Genomic DNA, 18,702 nt, shown 5'->3' with positions numbered 1-18,702 from the left:
CTGTTGAACTTATTAATTTTTAAGGAAATTTTATGTTATTTTCTGACACCTCTGCTTCCAGTTCACACCCGGTTTTATCACCCCCTGTGGTTATCGTTGCCGAACGCGGCTGGTACAACGACCCGCAAAAACGCTGGCAGGGAACGGTGCAAACGCCGGATGCCGTTGAAGTCATCGTGACGGTTAACGGTGGCAATCCGCTACGCGTGCCGGTGATCAATGGCCACTTCGAGTGGATGCCGCCGCAGCCGATGGCCGATGGTGAATACCAGCTAACCTTCACCGCCGTGGATGCCGCTGGCAATCACAGCTCACCCACGCGCGTGGATTACAATATCGATACCCATCCGCCCGCCAGACCGATTATCGAAGCGATTGAAGACCACGTTGCCGGCGGCGTGGAGGACGGTAACAGCATCCGCCGTAACGGCTATACCAACGATGATCAGCCGGTGGTACGCGGGCAGGCGGAAGCCAACGCGCTGGTTTATCTCTATAATGGCAACCAACTTCTCGCCTCTGTGCGTGCCGATGCGCAGGGCAACTGGCAGGCGCAGCTCGATCTGCCGCAGGACGGAACCTATAACCTGACGGCGCAGGCCGAGGACCGCGCCGACAACCGCAGTCAGCCGTCGCCGAAGTGGACCTTTCATCTCGATACGCTTACCCCGGAAACGCCGACGTTCAGCTATTACGACGACAATCGCGGGCTGTATCAGGGCCAGTTTGGCCGCGGCAAACCCACCGATGATGTCCGGCCGGAACTGCACGGCGAAGCCGAGCCCGGCAGCGTGGTGCGCATTCAGTATGCCGCACCGGGCGGAAAGTGGGTTGTCGGCGGTACGGCCACCGTCGACAGCAGCGGCCACTGGCACTGGACACCGCCGCAGGATCTGCTGCCGGACGGCGACTGGCGTTTTCGCAGCCGCAGCAGCGATAAAGCCGGCAACGTCAGTCAATGGAGCGACAGCTGGACGCTGACCATCGACACTCGTATCAACACGCCCGCCATCCTGCAGGCTATCGATGACGTCGGCACCATCCAGCCGGTGCTGCCGGGCCAGACCACCGACGATAAGCGGCTCGATTTTCCGGACAGGCCGAGCCTTACAGTCAGGTGACGCTGTACCAGAACGGCGTGGTAGCCGGCAGCGCGACGGTGGGGGCCGATGGTCGCTGGCAGATTACCCCGGACCGCGACATGCAGACGGGCAGCAACAACTTTACGGTAAAAGCGGTCGATCTGGCGGGTAACGTCAGTGACTATGCGCCCAACTGGGCGATTAACTATGACTCTGGCGTAAAGCACAGTTCTGGTGAAGAGAACTGGAACTGCCGTGCCAATACCAGCTGGCAAACCGGCCGGGTGTATCAGTACGGCGGGTTGAAAGTCACCGAACTGAAACATGGCACCAGCAACAACTGTTTCTATACCGGCATCATGAACCGGCCGGATGGCTATGAAAGCAAAGCGATTGAGATGCTGGATCATTCGGTCGTGCAGTTTGATTTTGGTGCCACCAATTACGTGGAGTTCAATTATGGCTATCTCCACAATTGCGATACCTACGTGGATATCTTCTCCCCCAGCGGCGAGCTGCTGGGGCGCGAATACCTGCAGCCCGGTGGCGCCAGCCGGTCTGAGCAAGGCCTGAACACCTTTAGCTGGCAGGCTCCGGCGGGCCAGCAGATTGGCTATATTGACGTCCATTCGGGTGAAGATCCGGATACCTATAAAAAAGTGCTGTGCTGGAACGTGCTGGTGAAGCGCGATGTGGGCTGGATTATTGATACTGTGCGCTGGGGCAAAGACGAGAGCCTGGTACAGCACCATACGCTGCCGGAAACGCTGGAACAGGAGGGCGCGCAGCTGCATCTGAATGATGTGCAGCAGTGGCTGGCGGCGCACAGCGGACAACTGCTGCAGGGCTTCTCTGCGCTGGTGCTGGAAGGAGAACATCAGCAGCTTGATTATCAGCAGCTGACGCAGCATATCAGCGGCCTGCAGCATATCGATCTCACCGGCTCAGGAGACAATCTGCTGCAGCTGGATGCGCAGCAGCTGTTGCAGCAGGCGCACCAGGATGTGCTGCTGCCAGAGCGCACGCGCAGCTGGCTGATTGATGGTGATGCCGGCGACGTGGTGCAGCTCAGCGATAGCACGCAATTTTATCAGCAGTGGCAGCAGCAGGGGACGCAGCAGAGCGGTGGCAAAGTGTGGCAGGTGTTTGAGAGTCTCGACCACAGCGCAACGCTGTTAATCAATAATGAGGTGATGGTCGCCTGAGCGTGACAGATGCAGCCGTGCGGTTTAGTGCGGCTGCCAGCGGAAAAGGCGCGTGCCTTCTCCGCTGAATTTACATGAACAGCTCCAGCAGCGAATTGAGGAACAGTTTGCCTTTTTCGGTGATCTGCCAGTGCTCTGGCTGCTCCTGCACATAACCGGCGGCAATGGCTGCGTCGATCTGCGGGCGAATCACTGCCTCTTCCAGCCCGGTGTAGCGCTGAAAGTCGGCGCGCGGCGCGGCTTCCAGCAGGCGGAAACGGTTCATAAAGAACTCGAACGGCTTGTCCTCGTCCGGCACGTCATGCTGCTTATCCAGATAGTTGCCCTTCATAAAACCGCGCGGGTGACGGGTTTTCACCGTGCGCACGATGCGCCCGTCCGGCTGCGTCAGCTTGCCGTGCGCGCCACAGCCGATGCCGAGGTAATCACCGAAGCGCCAGTAGTTCAGGTTATGCTCGCAGCGATAGCCCGGTTTGGCGTAGGCCGAGGTTTCATACTGCTGATAGCCTGCGGCGCTCAGCAGCTGATGACCCTGCTCAAAGATATCCCACAGCGCATCGTCATCCGGCAATACCGGCGGGCGTGAACCAAACAGCGTGTTGGGCTCAATGGTCAGCTGATACCACGACAGATGCGGCGGGTTGAGGGCAATCGCCTGGCGCAAATCGTCCAGCGCTTCTTCCAGCGACTGATCCGGCAGGCCGTGCATCAGGTCGAGGTTAAAGCTGCGCAAGCCGAGACCGGCCGCCAGCTGTGCCGCGCGGACCGCCTCGTCCGGACCGTGGATGCGGCCCAGGCGCGTCAGCTTTTGCGGACTGAAACTCTGCACGCCAATCGAAATCCGGTTAATGCCCGCCCGCTGATAGCCGCTGAAGCGATCGGCTTCCACCGTGCCCGGATTGGCTTCCATGGTGATTTCGGCGTCCGCCGCCAGCGGCAGGCGCGCACGCACGCCATCCATTAGCTGCTGCATCGCTTCGCTGCTCAGCAGGCTGGGCGTGCCGCCGCCGATGAAAATGGTGCGCACTTCGCGCCCGGCGGTCAGCGGCAGATCCTGGTCAAGATCGTTGAGCAGATGCTGCACATACTCGCTGTGCGGCACTTCGCCTTTGAGCGCGTGCGAGTTGAAGTCGCAGTACGGACATTTCTGCACGCACCACGGGATGTGGATATAAAGGCTTAACGGTGGTAACTCAGGCATTGCGCATCGCTTCCAGCAGTAGCGTCAATGCTTTACCCCGGTGCGACACGGCACGCTTTTCATCCTTGCTCAGCTCGGCGGCGGTTTTACCCAGCGCCGGCACGTAGAAGATCGGATCATAACCGAAGCCGCCTTCACCGGCGGCCGCGCGGGTAATCTCCCCGGCCCAGCTGCCGTGGAACACCAGCGGCGTCGGGTCGGCGGCGTGACGCACGTACACCAGTACGCAGTGGAACTGTGCCTGGCGCTCGCCGTCCGGCACCTGCTCCAGCGCCTGCAGCAGTTTGTCGAGATTCTGCTGGTCGCTGGCATCAACGCCGGCATAGCGTGCCGAGTAAATGCCCGGTGCGCCACCCAGCGCATCGACCGCCAGCCCGGAGTCATCGGCAATCGCCGGCAGGCCGGTGATCTGCGCCGCGTGACGCGCTTTCAGGATGGCGTTTTCGATAAAGGTCAGCCCGGTCTCTTCGGCAGACTCTACGCCCAGCTCGGTTTGCGCCACGATATCCAGGCCGAAGGCCGCTAACAGATCGGCCAGTTCACGTACTTTGCCCGGATTACCGGTGGCGAGCACAACTTTTTGCATAACAGTTCCAGATTAACGAATTACAGCAGGTACCAGAGACCCGGGAACAGGTCCATACCGAGGAAGTTCAGCGCATACAGCACCAGAATCACGATCATCGCCGAGAAATCGATGCCGCCCATCGCCGGCAGGATACGGCGAATCGGGGCCATCAGCGGTTCGGTCAGCTGGATCAGCACATAGTCCATCGCACCGCGTCCCTGGCTGATCCAGCTCATCAGCGAGCGAATGATGATCACCCAGAACACCAGATAGCCGGCGGATTTGACCAGTGACAGCAGGCCCACCAGCAGGTTGGTTGGATCGACGGAGAACACCCCGACCTGAATCAGCAGCAGAATCGGATATTTCAGCGTGGTCAGCACGAATGCCAGCAGCAGTGACGCGGTGTCAATCGGTCCCAGCGCCGGCAAAATGCGGCGCAGCGGTTTAACAATCGGCTGGGTGATCTTCACGACAAACTGCGCCAGCGGATTGTAAAAGTCACAGCGTGACCACTGCATCCAGATGCGCAGCAGCAGCACCATCACGTACAGATCAATCAGCGTTTTGACTAAAAACGTCAGTGTTAACATGAGGTTCCTCAATTATTGTTGTGAAGGGCGAGCATAATCCCGCGCGCCAAATACCGCGGTGCCGATGCGCACCATCGTACTGCCTGCGGCAATCGCCGCATCCATATCGTCGCTCATTCCCAGAGAAAGCGTATCGACGCCTGGATAGTCCTGTTGCAAGGCGCGAAACGCGCTGGCCATCTGCTGGCACACCGCCAGCTGGCGCGCGTAATCCTGCTCGGGCGCCGGAATCGCCATCAGTCCACGCAGGCGCAAACGCGGCAGGGCGGCAATCTGTTGTGCCAGCCCGGCGACGGCCTCCAGCATGATGCCAGATTTGCTGTGCTCGTCACTGATATTTACCTGAATTAACACGTTGAGCGGTGGCAGCGCGGCCGGACGCTGATCGTTCAGCCGCTGCGCAATACGCAGGCGGTCAACGGTGTGACACCAGGCAAAGTTTTCCGCCACCAGACGGCTTTTATTGGATTGTAACGGCCCGATAAAGTGCCATTGCAGATCAGGATGTGCGGCCAGTTCGGCAACTTTTTCAACCCCTTCCTGCACGTAATTTTCACCGAAGGCGCGCTGTCCGGCGGCAATGGCTTCTGCGATAGCGCTCGCAGGTTTGGTTTTGCTCACTGCAAGCAGCGTAATTTCTTCTGGCGCGCGGCCGCAACGCGCGGCGGCAGCAGCGATCCGCTCGCGCACTTGCTGTAAGTTGTGCTCAATGGAAGTCATAGTCAGGAGAAGTTAAATGGATTTGGATGACGTTGTGGCGCTTAGTGTAAAGCATAATGCGGCCGATCTGCACCTTTGCAGCGGACATTTACCGCACTGGCGCCGGCAGGGCGTGCTGGAGCCAATACCGCAACAGCACAGCTTGTCTGAGCGCTGGCTGCAGGCCTTTAGCGAGCAGTGGCTTAGCGCCGCGCAGCGCAGCGAGTTAGCCGGCAGCGGTCACGTCGATTTCGCCATCACGCTCGGCAATGGCAGCCGGCTGCGCGCCAATCTGTTCCGCCAGCGTCACGGACTGGCGCTGGCGCTGCGGCTGATTGCCAGTCAGCCACCGGATATAGCGCGCCTGCAGCTGCCGGACGTGGTGCGCTCGCTGCTGCAGCTGGAGGAAGGGCTTATCCTCATCACCGGCGCGACCGGCAGCGGCAAATCCACCACGCTGGCGGCGCTGGTGGATAGCCTCAATCGTCAGCAGGCGCGCCACATTATCACGCTGGAAGATCCGATCGAGTTCGTCCACCACAGCCAGCGTTCGCTGATTCAGCAGCGCGAAATCGGCGCGCACTGCGCTTCGTTTCAGCTCGGATTAAAAGCGGCGCTGCGTGAAGATCCGGATGTGATCCTGCTGGGTGAGCTGCGCGACAGCGAAACCATCCGGCTGGCGCTGACCGCTGCTGAGACCGGCCATCTGGTGCTGGCCACGCTGCATACGCGCGGCGCGACGCAGGCGGTGGACCGGCTGGTGGATGTGTTTCCGGCCGAGGAGAAAAACCTCGTGCGCACGCAGCTGGCCGGCAGCCTGAAAGCGGTGCTGGCGCAGCGTTTAGTCGCCGCCAAAGCCGGCGGCCGCATTGGCCTGTTTGAAGTGCTGGTGGCGACGCCGGCGGTCGCTAACCTGATCCGCGAAGGCAAAATGCATCAGCTGCCCGGTGTGTTGCAGACCGGCGCGCAGGCAGGGATGCAAACTTTCGCCCAGAGCGAGCAGGCCCGGCGCGAGGCGGGATTGGTTTGAGTAGGGACGTGCCCTGAGAACCGCCGACACGGCGGCGCGAAACCGCGCGGCCGCATTCGGGCTGATTTAATGCGTCTCGAACCAGTCCTGCAGGATAATCACCGCGGACTGCGAATCGATATGGCCTTTCTGCAGCGCGCGATAGCCGCCGCGTTCGAACAGGTCGGCACGCGCTTCAATGGTGCTCAGGCGCTCATCCTGCAGCTCCACACGCACGCCGAAGCGGCCGTGCAGCCGGTTAGCAAACTTGCGTGCGCGCGCCGTCAGCGGCTGTTCGCTCCCGTCCATGTTGAGTGGCAGGCCAACCACCACGTAATCCGGCTGCCACTCTTTCAGCAGCTTACCAATGAGTTCCCAGTCCGGCGTGCCGTCCTGCGCTTTCAGCGCGGTGAGCGGGCGCGCAGTGCCGGTCAGCTGTTGCCCGATGGCAACGCCGATGCTTTTGGTACCGAAGTCGAAACCGAGCAGCGTTTCACTGGCCATCAGGCGTGCCCTGCATCGCTGGTCATGTTATGGATGTCCACACCCATGCTGCGCGCGGCTTCACGCCAGCGTTCGGCAATCGGCGTCTGGAACAGGATCTGCGTATTGGCCGGCGTGGTCAGCCAGGCATTCTCCAGCAGCTCATTTTCTAGCTGATCTTTCTCCCACGCGCAATAACCCAGTGCTACCAGCACGTTCTCTGGCTGTTCACGCGTGCCGATCGCTTCCAGCACATCGCGCGAAGTTGTGATCACCGTATTGTCAGAAATGCGGATACTGGAGGAGAACACGCGCTGGGCCGAGTGCAGAATAAAGCCACGATCTTCCGCCAGCGGACCACCGGCAAACACCGGTTTGTCCAGTTTGATGGCAGGATCGCGTTCTGATGGGCTGATCTTAAGTTTTTTCAGGATGCCTTCGACCGTCAGGTTGTCCATCGGCTTGTTAACGATCAAACCCATGGCACCCTCTTCGTTATGCTCGCAGATATACACCACCGAGCGTTTGAAGAAAGGGTCCTGCAGCGACGGCATCGCAATCAAGAAATGGTGCTGTAAATTCATTCTCACTCGTTTACCAAAAATAGCCGGTGCTGAACGGCTGCACCGGCTTTGGGTGGTTCACGGAGCTCTCACTCCTGCGGCATCCTCAGCCCAAACGTTTTTCAATCGCGTCCATCAGCATGCCGGTGATGGAGACCGGGAACGCCGCCTCGATTTCGCGGATGCAGGTTGGGCTGGTGACGTTAACTTCTGTCAGTTTATCACCGATAATATCGAGGCCGACAAAAATCAGCCCTTTGGCTTTCAATGTCGGACCTACGCGGCGGGCAATTTCCCAGTCGCTGTCGCTCAGCGGACGGGCTTCGCCGCGGCCACCGGCGGCGAGGTTGCCACGGGTTTCGCCGCCCTGCGGAATGCGTGCCAGGCAGTATGGCACCGGTTCACCATCGACCACCAGCACGCGTTTATCACCGTCTTTGATCGCCGGCAGATAATTTTGCGCCATGCAGAAGAACTGACCGTGGTTGGTCAGCGTTTCGGTGATCACGCCGAAGTTGGCATCATCTTTTTTGATGCGGAAAATCGACGCGCCGCCCATGCCGTCGAGCGGCTTGAAGATCACATCGCCATGCTCCTGCCAGAACGCGCGCAGCTGCTCTTTGTTGCGCGTCACCAGCGTGTCTGGCGTCAGGTCGGCAAACCAGGCAGTGTAGAGTTTTTCGTTGCAGTCACGCAGGCTCTGCGGTTTGTTAACGATCAGCGTGCCTTGCTCTTCCGCGCGCTCCAGCAGATAGGTTGCGTAAATGAACTCGGTATCAAACGGCGGGTCTTTACGCATCAGCACCACGTTAAGATCGGCCAGCGGGATAGTCTGCTCGCTGCCAAACGTGTACCACTGCTCGTAGTTCTGCTCGACACTCAGCAGCCGGGTGCGCGCGTAAGTCACGCCACCACGCAGCGACAGATCGCCCATCTCCATGTAGTGAATTTCATAACCGCGGCGCTGTGCTTCCAGCAACATGGCGAAGCTGGAGTCTTTTTTAATGTTGATGGACGAAATCGGGTCCATAACGATGCCAAGCTTAATCATTATTCTCTCCTCAAAGGGGAATTCAGCCACCCCGTTCCGTGCGAAAGCGTTGTGCTGGTCAGTTATCTGCGTGTGTCTTCGGGCTGAAAGTATCCCTTAACCGAGATCACCAAACCTCACCTGAAGTGCCGTGATGGCGGTGAGCGCCGTGGTTTCGGTGCGCAAAACGCGCGGACCGAGCAGGATATCGGTAAAGCCGTGCTGCGCCGTCATGGCAATTTCCTCTGCCGACAGGCCGCCTTCCGGGCCAATCAGCAGCCGTACGCGCTCAACCGGCTGCGGCAGCGTATTGATGCTGTGGCTGGCGCGCGGATGCAGGTTGAGCTTCAGGCCGTCATCCGCTTCGGCGCACCAGGCTTCGAGCGTCATCGCGGCGCGGATTTCCGGCACGCGATTACGACCGCACTGCTCGCAGGCGGCGATGGCAATTTTCTGCCACTGCTGAATCTTTTTCGCCAGGCGTTCGGCATCCAGCTTTACGCCACAGCGTTCAGAAAACAAGGGCGTAATCACATTCACGCCCAGTTCGATCGATTTCTGGATAGTGAATTCCATTTTTTCACCGCGCGACATCACCTGACCGAGGTGTAAGTGCAGCGGGGATTCGCGATCGTCAGGCTGGCTGGCAAGGACCTTTACTTTTACACGCTTTTTGTCGGCCTGGGTGATTTCGGCGCTAAAAGTCAGATTACTGCCATCAAACAGCTCGATCTGCTGTCCGGCGCTCATGCGCAACACGCGGCCGACGTGGTTGGCGGCATCCTCATCAAGCAGAACTTCACTGTTAACGGTTAAAGCTTCGGGGTGATAAATGCGGGGTATGCGCATGCGGTTCCTGCCGGCGTTATGCCGCATCGCGCGATGCGGCCCAATCGAAAAAAGCTAGTGTAGGGTAGCGCTTTCAGCGCTGGCAAGCCTGCTGTACCCAGGAATTGTGATTTCCCTGCACCGCGGCGATGCGCTGGTCACGTTCGCACTCCCACGGCGTGACCGGATACTGCTTGTTCCACGCGGTGAACAGCTGGGTTTGCTGGCGTGACAGGCGCAGATGATACTGGTCGCGCATATAGAAGTAGGTGCGGGCGATGGCACCGCGCGCGCGCTCGGGAGGCTCGGCGCGTTTCTGCTTAAAATCGATCTTCATGCTGCACTGACCGTACTGCTGCTCGCCACCGTTCCACTGGCTGTACTGGAAGTTGTTGCGGTCACCGTTCACTTCACCGATGGCTGGCTGCAGGTTGTGCAGATCGCTTTCGATGCGGCGGTAATCTGCGTCTTTGCTGCAGTTTTTCCGTCCGCCATTTTGCCAGCACTGACGCTGATGACCAAACTCCCACGCCGGCATGACGTGTTCCCACTCGATGCGTTCCGCGCGGTTGGCGTTCTTGCGCACGCTATAGCCGCAGCTGCTGAGATCCGGCACGCCTTTTTTACCGTGCCAGCTGATTTTGCAGCCGCAGTAAAAATCCGCCGGCGCATCCGCGTTGATCTTTGCCGCGACCACTTTCGCCTGCTGAAAATTGTTCTGGTTGTAATGGGTGAGACTGAGGCTGTACGCGCTGAGCGGCGCGACCAGCAGAGAGAGTAATAACAGCGTTTTGCGAGACATATTCCAAAAAGTAACCTGGTACCGAAAAAGGGCGGCAGGGTAACAGAATGGTCGGGCGCGGGAAATGAGAATCGCGGACTAATCCGCTGCGTATTCACCGGGTTGCAGCAGCGTACCGCAATGCACGCAGCGATATTCACTCTCACCACGCACCACGCGGTTGTGGCGGCGTACCGTCAGCTGATGTTGCTGGCAGCGACAGCGATAGGGGAAGGTATTGCTGCGCACCGAAGTGATTGCGAACTGGTGGGTGCGGCGGGCGGGCACGCCAAGTACATCCTCCATCATCCACTTCCACTCTTTGCCGTGCGGCGGTACGCGGCCGAAGGTTTTCCACACCAGCAGATGCGCCAGCTCATGCGGCACCACTTCATCAATAAAAGCCTGCTGGTTTTCCAGCAGCAGCACCGGGTTGAGGCGAATTTGCCACTGCTCCAGCCACGCGGTGCCTGCGGCCGTGCCGCGCTGCTGATAAACCAGCGTTGGCTCTTCGAAATGACGTTCGAGTTTTTGCTGAGCCAGCTGCAAAAAATGGCGCAGCGAGCGCATGACGGCTTGTTGCAGGGCGATGGGCAGACGTGGCGTTTTCATGTGCGGCAGCATAAGGCGTTGCAGCGGGGTACGCAACTGCATGCGCACAGGCGGCAGATAAAAAAAGGGCCGCCCTGCGGCAGCCCCGGTTAACGCATCCGGCCTTACTGCTGGCCGATATCGCGCAGTTTTTTGCCCGACATCAGGTTGCGCTCGATGTGCTCCAGCGAGACGTTTTTGGTCTCCGGAATCAGCGCGACCGTCAGCAGAATAAAGAACACGTTCAGCGCGGCGTAGACCCAGAAAGTCGGCGCGTTGCCCAGCGAGTTCAGCATGGTCAGGAAGGTGGCACCCACGATCATGTTGGCAATCCAGTTGGTCGCGGTAGAGACGGTGATACCAAAATCACGCCCTTTCAGCGGCTGGATTTCAGAACACAGTACCCAAATCAGCGGACCGGCTGACATCGCGAAGCCAACAATGAACATCAGCAGCATGGCGATGGCAAAGTACTGCTCGCCGGCAGAGTTAATGCCAATGTGCAGCATGGTACCGAGGATACCCATGCCGGCAGCCATCACCAGGAAGCCCAGCACCAGTGTTGGTTTACGGCCCCAGCGATCCACCAGACCGATAGCGATAAAGGTGGCCAGCACGTTCACCAGACCCACGATCACCGTGCCCCACATTTGCTGTGTGGTATTGGCGAAGCCGGCGATTTCGAAGATTTTCGGTGCGTAGTACATGATGACGTTCATGCCGGTGAACTGCTGCATCACCTGCAACAGCACGCCGAGGAACACCGCGCGGCGGAAATTGCTGTTGCTCTGGAACAGCTGCCAGCCGGACTGTTTGATCTTCAGGCTTTCGCGGATCTCATCCAGCTCGCGTTTCGCCTGCTCGCTGGTGTCACGCAGGCGATCCAGCACGCGCTGTGCATCGCGGAAGTCACCTTTCGCCGCCAGCCAGCGCGGGCTGTTTGGCAGGAACACCACGCCAACCAGCAGCAGCACCGCCGGAATAGTGATGATGCCCAGCATCCAGCGCCAGTCGCCCGAGGCACTGAACGCGGTATCAGACAGGTAAGCGCCGAGAATACCGATGGTGATCATCAGCTGATACAGGGAAATCATACTGCCGCGGATCTTCTCTGGTGCGATTTCCGAGAGATACAGCGGGGCGGTATAAGAGGCAACGCCGACGGCAAGGCCGAGCACCACGCGTGCGGCAATCAGCATTTCCGGGTTTGGCGCCATCGCCGACCACAGTGAACCGATAACGAACAGGATGGCACCGGCCATCAGGCTCTTTTTACGGCCGAGACGCGAAGACATCCAGCCGCTGCCCACGGCACCAACCGCAGCACCGAACATCATTGAGCTGACGATCCACTCCTGCTGATGTGCGGTAACGTTGAAATCTTTCGCGATGAAGGGCAGGGCACCGGCGATAACGCCGATATCCAGACCGAACAGCAGGCCCGCCAGAGCGGCCAGAAAGCAGACAAACAGGGTCATCGCCTTGTTTGAGGTTCTGCTTTTGTGAGTATTACCAGGCATATTGCCTCCGAAGTTTATCCATCTTTGTTTTTATCAATGTTAAGTAAGCTGCCTGCGGGAAAAAGTGAGTGTGATCACATCGATGTAATCGGTTACACACGCTGAAACCCTGTAATCCAGCATTTTTTGCCCGAATCAGTCACATAACCAGTAAGGTATAGCACCCTTTAAGTTTCTGACATCACTATAAATATCGGCTATCAGACGACGCTGAAAATAACGCATTTTCATCACCGTTACTACGCTGAAAAATCTCTAAATTGAAGATATTAAAAGGATTTCAAAATGTAATCGTTAACACTTTGTTGTAAGCGCAGTGCTAACAGTGTAGACAGCGCTGAAAAATGCGCCTGCGGTGGTATAGACAAAAAGTGTGATGGTGCAGAGGCGGGATAGGGGAAGCGGTCAGGGACGAAAGCGTGGAAATTTCGCCGGTAAAAAAGCCCGCTTGCGCGGGCTCGATTTACCTTCTCCCGTAAGAGAAGATCGGGGTGAGGGCCGTTGCCCTCACCCGCGTTGATTAGAGGCCTGCGGCCTCGCGCAGCTGGGCGGCTTTGTCGGTCTGTTCCCATGGGAAGTGTTCACGACCAAAGTGACCGTAGGCAGCGGTTTCTTTGTAGATTGGCTTCAGCAGATCCATCATCTGAATCAGACCGTATGGACGCAGGTCGAAGAACTCACGCACCAGCAGCGTCAGCTGTTCGGTTGAAACTTTCTCGGTACCGAAGGTTTCCACCATGATTGAGGTCGGTTCTGCCACACCAATCGCGTAAGAAACCTGGATTTCGCAGCGATCGGCCAGGCCAGCGGCAACGATGTTTTTCGCCACGTAGCGCGCAGCGTAAGCCGCTGAGCGGTCAACTTTCGACGGATCTTTACCGGAGAACGCGCCGCCGCCGTGACGGGCCATGCCGCCGTAGGTATCGACGATGATTTTACGACCGGTCAGGCCGCAGTCGCCCATCGGGCCGCCGATCACGAAACGACCGGTTGGGTTGATGTGGTATTTGGTGCTGGCGTTGATCCACTCGGTCGGCAGTACCGGCTTGATGATCTCTTCCATCACCGCTTCACGCAGATCGGCCTGTGAAATCTCTTCTGAATGCTGAGTTGACAGCACTACCGCATCGATACCGACAATCTTGCCGCCGTCATACTGGAAGGTAATCTGGCTTTTGGCATCCGGGCGCAGCCATGGCAGCGTGCCGTTTTTACGCACTTCAGCCTGACGCTGCACCAGGCGGTGCGCGTAGGTCACCGGTGCCGGCATCAGCACGTCGGTTTCATTGGTGGCGTAACCAAACATCAGGCCCTGGTCGCCCGCGCCCTGTTCCAGCGGATCGGTACGGTCTACGCCCTGGTTAATGTCCGGCGACTGTTTACCAATCGCGCTCAGCACCGCACAGGAGTTAGCATCAAAGCCCATATCGGAATGAACATAGCCGATTTCACGTACGGTATTACGGGTGATCTCTTCGATATCGACCCAGGCGCTGGTGGTGATCTCACCGCCAACCAGCACCATACCGGTTTTTACGTAGGTTTCGCAGGCGACGCGTGCTTTGGGATCCTGTTCAAGGATGGCGTCCAGCACGGCATCGGAAATCTGATCGGCGATTTTATCAGGATGTCCTTCTGATACGGACTCGGATGTAAAAAGGTGTTTAGCCATTCTGTTCTTTACCTTGCAAATGGTTTGAATTCGACTGCATAGCGTAAGCGGGATGATGCCAGCTCGACGCCCCTTCAGGCAAAGCCGCAAGCAGTAGGAAGTGTCAGCGTACCAGGCTCACACCGCCTGGATGTTAATCAGTTTAGATGGAAAACCATCTGGACGGCTATTTTAGGTCACTCAGTGCGCGTTTTTCCAGTGCTTTTTCGCCATCCGCATTTATCGCTACAGATCAACTGGAATATTTTCCTGACACCCGCCGCAGCGCGCCGACAAAGATTTTGCATTTTGCCGCGTCAGACTGTATAAAACGCCGCAGTTGTCCCATGGATGACGCCCCCGTGCGTCGCGCTGTCAGAGGCTGTTGATCTGATTTTCATCCACTCCGTTTCCGCATGCTGTTAGCAGGCGCTGGAGGTGATAAAAACAATGAACCACATTTTCGCTCTCTTCGGTTCACGGCGCCGTTCTGGCGCGCTGGCACGCCTTTCCATTTCCAGTTCTGCTCTTTTCTCTCGTCGAAGTTTTCTGCGCTGCGGTAATTATCCCGACACGAGCGCCGGCTAAGCTATTCCCCCAGTTTCTCTGCTGTGTTTCACTCGCCTGTGGTGAGGTGATGCGGGACGATTTTGCCCCGTTGTGCACCGCTTCCGGCACGGTGTTTTACACTTAACCTCAGTAAGGCGCACGGTAACCTGCTGAGGCAAGATAAGCAGAATGAGGAAATTTCCATCCGGCGCAGTAGCAGCAAAATCCGGCAACTTTTTCATATTTCAACGGAAAATTGAGGTTCGTGATGTCTGACGACATGAAGAATATCAAGGGTTCGTCAGCTGGCGAACAGGGTGTACTCCGCTCGATGCAGGAGGTGGCAATGAACGATCAGGACGCAAGCAGAATGCTGCGCACCTACAACATTGCCTGGTGGGGAAACAACTATTACGACGTCAACGAACTCGGCCACATCAGCGTCTGCCCGGATCCGGATCAGCCGGAAGTGCGCGTTGACCTGGCGAAGCTGGTTAAAGAGCGCGAGGCCGACGGCCAGCGCCTGCCTGCGCTGTTCTGCTTCCCGCAAATTCTGCAGCACCGTCTGCGTTCGATTAATGCCGCCTTTAAACGCGCGCGTGAATCCTACGGCTATAAGGGCGACTACTTCCTGGTTTACCCGATCAAAGTTAACCAGCATAAGCGCGTGATTGAATCACTGGTCAACTCCGGCGAGCCGCTGGGGCTGGAGGCGGGTTCCAAAGCTGAGCTGATGGCGGTGCTGGCGCACGCCGGGAAAACCCGCTCGGTGATTGTGTGTAACGGCTACAAAGACCGCGAATATATCCGTCTGGCGCTGATTGGTGAAAAGCTCGGCCATAAAGTCTATCTGGTGATTGAGAAGATGACCGAAGTGCGCCTGGTGCTGGAAGAAGCCGAGCGGCTAAACGTAGTGCCGCGCCTCGGCATCCGCGCCCGTCTGGCATCGCAGGGTTCCGGTAAGTGGCAGTCGAGCGGCGGCGAGAAATCCAAATTTGGTCTGGCGGCATCGCAGGTGCTGCAGCTGGTCGATATCATGCGCAAAGCGGGTCGTCTCGACAGCCTGCAGCTGCTGCATTTCCACCTCGGCTCGCAGATGTCCAATATTCGCGATATCGCCACCGGCGTGCGTGAATCGGCGCGCTTCTATGTTGAGCTGGCGAAGCTGGGCGTCAACATCAAGTGCTTTGACGTCGGCGGCGGGCTTGGGGTTGACTACGAAGGCACACGTTCGCAGTCAGACTGTTCAGTCAACTACGGCCTGAACGAATACGCCAATAACGTGATCTGGGCCATCGGCGACGCCTGTGAAGAGCACGGTCTGGAGCATCCGACCGTGATTACGGAATCGGGGCGTGCGGTGACCGCGCATCATACCGTGCTGGTCTCCAACATCATCGGCGTTGAGCGCAATGAATTCAGTACGCCGGTCGCACCGGATGCCGACTCACCGCGCCCGATTCAGAGCCTGTGGGATACCTGGCAGGAGATGCACGAGCCAAGCGTACGCCGTTCGCTGCGCGAATGGCTGCATGACAGCCAGATGGACCTGTTCGACATCCATACCGGCTATTCGTCAGGCACCTACGATCTCGGTCAGCGCGCCTGGGCAGAGCAGCTGTATCTCAGCATCTGCCACTATATTCAGCAGCACCTTGACCCGAGCAACCGCGCCCATCGGCCGATCATTGATGAGCTGCAGGAGCGCATGGCGGACAAGATTTACGTCAACTTCTCGCTGTTCCAGTCGATGCCGGATGCGTGGGGCATCGATCAGCTGTTCCCGGTACTGCCGCTGGAAGGGCTGAACAAAACTCCGCAGCGTCGTGCGGTACTGCTGGATATCACCTGTGATTCCGATGGCACCATCGATCACTACGTTGACGGCGACGGTATTGCCACCACCATGCCAATGCCAGAGTACGATGTGGATAATCCACCGATGCTGGGCTTCTTCATGGTCGGGGCGTATCAGGAAATCCTTGGTAACATGCACAACCTGTTTGGCGATACCGAAGCGGTTGACGTCTTCGCCTTCCCGGATGGCAGCGTAGAAGTGCAGCTGTCTGATGAAGGGGATACCGTGGCGGATATGCTGCAATACGTGCAGCTCAATCCTAACGATCTGATGACGTTATTCCGCGATCAGGTAAAACAGCAGCAGGATATTGACGAAGAGCTGCGGGCGCAGTTCCTTGAAGAGTTTGAGAGTGGACTTTACGGCTACACCTATCTCGAAGACGAGTAAGTGTATTTCCCGCAACGGGCTCCGGCTGGAGCCCGTTATTATCACCTTCCCTGACAATCCTTCCTGCCATTTATTCAATTCGTGATCGCTATCACTCTGAAATTATCCCGGCCGAAACAGCAAATTCAAACCGTTTATTAACAAAAGCTATCTGCTTAATTCAGCAGCGAAAGCGCCTCGGCAGCGAAAAAAACGTTTTTTAAATCTGTGGCTTAGTGTTGCACCTGCCCGCAAATGACCAATCTTTCTTTTATGAGTTTCTGGCTATCTATAATAAAAATTTAAGCATAAGGCGTTGGTTGAGCGATGTGCAGGCTGTCGGTTTTTTGACGCTTTCTGGAATCCCGCTTCAAGCAGTGCAATATCCCATCTTAAGGACAAAGACAGAATTTATACCAATGACGTATAATTTATTTCTTACTAATCAATTGAGTATGGGTTTTATTTTTTGTCAAGGCCGATAAGAAAAAATCCAGATACTAAGAATTATCTGATCTTTATGTGAAACGTGCAATGAAAATGAAGCTTTATTGATTGGTTTAAACGATTAAAGTTCACGCTGTTGTTCACTGAAATCTATTTTTCAAAATGTAAGTTGTAAGTTAACCTTCAGTTAAGGTGTTAAGTTTTATCGATGTTTCCCTTACGAATCACATGAGAAAAGCTGACGGTTTAACGCGCTATCAGCCAGTGTAAGGATCGTAAAATGCGCTGCAAATCCGACTACATTCTGATGCTGGAGCCGGTTCACGCTATTTCCGGTGAAGTGGTGGCATGGGAATTGTTGACGCGTTTCGCAGATGATGCAGATACCAATAATAAGCGTAACCCTGACAGGGATGCAGGGTTCTTCAGTCGGCTTTCTGCTGACGAAAAATGGCAGTTATTCCTCCACCAGGTCGAAAAACTTATTCAGCTTTACCATGCGGGGTTTGAGCAGGTCATCAGCGTTAATGTAGACAGAGATATTGTTTCAGGCATTTTTAAAGATGCTGAAATACAAAGAAAACTGGCCGCGCTGACGCGATTACGGCTGGAAATCTCTGCCTTCTTCACCGCACGTTTTAATAGTGCCGACCTGCTGATCCTGAAAGGCGTAGCCAAAATCACGCCGGCCCCGTTATGGCTCGATGACTTTGGTCCGGGTTATTCCAACCTGACCATGCTCGATAGCGGAATATTCGACATCGTCAAGATTGATAAAAATTTTTTTTGGCAATTTGGCGAAGATCGCACTTTCAACATTCTGCTCGACCACCTCAATCAATTATGTCGCGGCGTGATTATTGAGGGCGTTGAACATCAACGTCAGGTTGATTTGCTGTCGCAAAAATCAATTTACGGCATGCAAGGCTACCACTGGAAGAGCGTCTATCTCACTGATTTGTTGGCGCAAGTCTGAAAAGAGTTCGGCAGAACTGTTTTTCGGGCGAGCGGCAAATAACGACTCAGCGCGTTTTCACTGTGCCTCTGGCAGATGAAACCGGCCTGGAGAGGATGTGAGTAATTCATTGAATTATTCGCGAAGAATACCGGTGTCTGGCGATACCGGGCGTTTTTATGGATGCCATTAAGCTTATAACTGCGCGGGATATCGATAAAATGAACAATATCTCTGTAACGCCTAAAGGCGGAACGATTGCTACTGAAGTGAGCGGTAATCAGGTTAATTTGACTGCTCCCAGTGTGGTTAAGCTCAACCTTAATCAGGCTGATATTAAGTCTTTCACACGCAATGGTAGTGATTTAGTGGTCACCACTAAATCCGGTGAAGTCGTTGTTATTCATAAATTCTACGATGCTAACGGCGACAGCGATCTGGTGCTGCAGGACGACAAAGGCGCGCTGTGGTGGGTGGAAGACCCCGGCACAGAAGGCTTCCAGTTTGTCTCTATCGACAGCACGGAAGGGCTGTTAGCGGAAAACGTCACGGGTGACGGCACACTGACTGCCTTTGGTATCGCCGGCGCCGCGCTGGCCGGTATCGGTGCGCTGATCGCCGGTAATAACGGCGGTGGCGGTGGCGGCGGTGGGGATAACGGCGGCGGCGACAATGGCGGCGGCGGTGATACCACGGCTCCGGCGGCAGTCAGCGATCTGC

18 protein-coding genes are annotated in these 18,702 nt (G+C 56.7%); 6 read left to right on the top strand and 12 right to left on the bottom strand.

Annotated elements, in window-relative coordinates:
- Window positions 1-32: 32 nt before the first annotated feature.
- Together CBW22_RS22195 and CBW22_RS22190 are read left to right on the top strand one after the other, a co-directional pair.
- Window positions 33-1,121 (top strand): Ig-like domain-containing protein, encoded by a 1,089-nt coding sequence (locus CBW22_RS22195; RefSeq protein WP_088517889.1) that lies wholly within the window; start codon window positions 33-35, stop codon window positions 1,119-1,121.
- Complete coding sequence (locus CBW22_RS22190) at window positions 1,118-2,287, top strand: Ig-like domain-containing protein (protein ID WP_088517888.1); 1,170 nt, start codon at window positions 1,118-1,120, stop codon at window positions 2,285-2,287. The genes CBW22_RS22195 and CBW22_RS22190 overlap by 4 nt, the downstream gene beginning before the upstream one ends.
- Window positions 2,288-2,357: 70 nt before the next feature.
- On the opposite strand, the gene hemW is transcribed toward CBW22_RS22190, so the two are convergent.
- Genes hemW through CBW22_RS22170 form a run of 4 tightly spaced genes read right to left on the bottom strand, consistent with a single transcriptional unit; the run spans window position 2,358 to window position 5,369 of the window.
- A complete protein-coding gene (gene hemW / locus CBW22_RS22185) occupies window positions 2,358-3,488 on the bottom strand; it encodes a radical SAM family heme chaperone HemW (protein WP_088517887.1) in 1,131 nt (376 codons plus the stop codon).
- Entirely contained in the window at window positions 3,481-4,074 is a 594-nt protein-coding gene (locus CBW22_RS22180; RefSeq protein ID WP_059011651.1) for an XTP/dITP diphosphatase, read from the bottom strand. Before CBW22_RS22180 ends, hemW begins: the two co-directional genes overlap by 8 nt.
- A 20-nt stretch (window positions 4,075-4,094) precedes the next feature.
- A complete protein-coding gene (locus tag CBW22_RS22175; protein ID WP_021506626.1) occupies window positions 4,095-4,649 on the bottom strand; it encodes a YggT family protein in 555 nt (184 codons plus the stop codon).
- Window positions 4,650-4,661: 12 nt separating this feature from the next.
- Window positions 4,662-5,369, bottom strand: coding sequence for a YggS family pyridoxal phosphate-dependent enzyme (locus tag CBW22_RS22170; protein WP_021506627.1), 708 nt, complete (start codon window positions 5,367-5,369; stop codon window positions 4,662-4,664).
- Window positions 5,370-5,385: 16 nt separating this feature from the next.
- Here CBW22_RS22170 and CBW22_RS22165 point away from each other — a divergent pair, with 16 nt between their 5' ends.
- Window positions 5,386-6,378 (top strand): type IV pilus twitching motility protein PilT, encoded by a 993-nt coding sequence (locus CBW22_RS22165; RefSeq protein ID WP_088517886.1) that lies wholly within the window; start codon window positions 5,386-5,388, stop codon window positions 6,376-6,378.
- A gap of 66 nt (window positions 6,379-6,444) precedes the next feature.
- Here CBW22_RS22165 and ruvX read toward each other — a convergent pair whose 3' ends face one another.
- The 8 genes from ruvX to metK all read right to left on the bottom strand — a co-directional run bounded on the left by ruvX (window position 6,445) and on the right by metK (window position 13,825).
- On the bottom strand, window positions 6,445-6,861 hold the full coding sequence (ruvX, locus tag CBW22_RS22160) for a Holliday junction resolvase RuvX (protein ID WP_088517885.1): 417 nt from the start codon (window positions 6,859-6,861) through the stop codon (window positions 6,445-6,447).
- Window positions 6,861-7,424, bottom strand: coding sequence for a YqgE/AlgH family protein (locus CBW22_RS22155; protein ID WP_021506630.1), 564 nt, complete (start codon window positions 7,422-7,424; stop codon window positions 6,861-6,863). Before CBW22_RS22155 ends, ruvX begins: the two co-directional genes overlap by 1 nt.
- Window positions 7,425-7,509: 85 nt before the next feature.
- Complete coding sequence (gene gshB / locus CBW22_RS22150) at window positions 7,510-8,454, bottom strand: glutathione synthase (RefSeq protein WP_058781622.1); 945 nt, start codon at window positions 8,452-8,454, stop codon at window positions 7,510-7,512.
- A gap of 96 nt (window positions 8,455-8,550) precedes the next feature.
- Entirely contained in the window at window positions 8,551-9,282 is a 732-nt protein-coding gene (rsmE, locus tag CBW22_RS22145; RefSeq protein WP_021506632.1) for a 16S rRNA (uracil(1498)-N(3))-methyltransferase, read from the bottom strand.
- Between the two features lie 73 nt (window positions 9,283-9,355).
- Window positions 9,356-10,063, bottom strand: coding sequence for a deoxyribonuclease I (gene endA / locus CBW22_RS22140; RefSeq protein ID WP_058757110.1), 708 nt, complete (start codon window positions 10,061-10,063; stop codon window positions 9,356-9,358).
- Between the two features lie 78 nt (window positions 10,064-10,141).
- A complete protein-coding gene (locus tag CBW22_RS22135; RefSeq protein WP_088517903.1) occupies window positions 10,142-10,654 on the bottom strand; it encodes a SprT family zinc-dependent metalloprotease in 513 nt (170 codons plus the stop codon).
- 104 nt (window positions 10,655-10,758) lie between these two features.
- Window positions 10,759-12,153 (bottom strand): sugar porter family MFS transporter, encoded by a 1,395-nt coding sequence (locus CBW22_RS22130; protein ID WP_031279461.1) that lies wholly within the window; start codon window positions 12,151-12,153, stop codon window positions 10,759-10,761.
- A gap of 520 nt (window positions 12,154-12,673) precedes the next feature.
- Window positions 12,674-13,825, bottom strand: a complete 1,152-nt coding sequence (gene metK / locus CBW22_RS22125; protein ID WP_021506636.1) for a methionine adenosyltransferase — start codon at window positions 13,823-13,825, stop codon at window positions 12,674-12,676.
- 796 nt (window positions 13,826-14,621) lie between these two features.
- Between metK and speA the strand changes: the two genes are divergently transcribed.
- The 3 genes from speA to CBW22_RS22110 form a co-directional block, all read left to right on the top strand.
- The gene (speA, locus tag CBW22_RS22120) at window positions 14,622-16,601 is read left to right on the top strand and encodes a biosynthetic arginine decarboxylase (protein ID WP_071813582.1); all 1,980 of its coding nucleotides are present in this window, start codon (window positions 14,622-14,624) and stop codon (window positions 16,599-16,601) included.
- A gap of 706 nt (window positions 16,602-17,307) precedes the next feature.
- Window positions 17,308-18,003, top strand: coding sequence for an EAL domain-containing protein (locus tag CBW22_RS22115; RefSeq protein ID WP_088517884.1), 696 nt, complete (start codon window positions 17,308-17,310; stop codon window positions 18,001-18,003).
- A gap of 200 nt (window positions 18,004-18,203) precedes the next feature.
- On the top strand, window positions 18,204-18,702 hold a 499-nt coding region (locus CBW22_RS22110; RefSeq protein ID WP_176428166.1), incomplete at its 3' end, for a BapA/Bap/LapF family prefix-like domain-containing protein.

This window comes from Pantoea sp. VS1 (genome assembly GCF_002207995.1).
GTDB classification, from domain to species: domain Bacteria; phylum Pseudomonadota; class Gammaproteobacteria; order Enterobacterales; family Enterobacteriaceae; genus Pantoea; species Pantoea dispersa.
The sequence above is the reverse complement of the archived record's forward strand: the minus strand, read 5'-3'. Positions and strand labels throughout refer to the sequence as shown.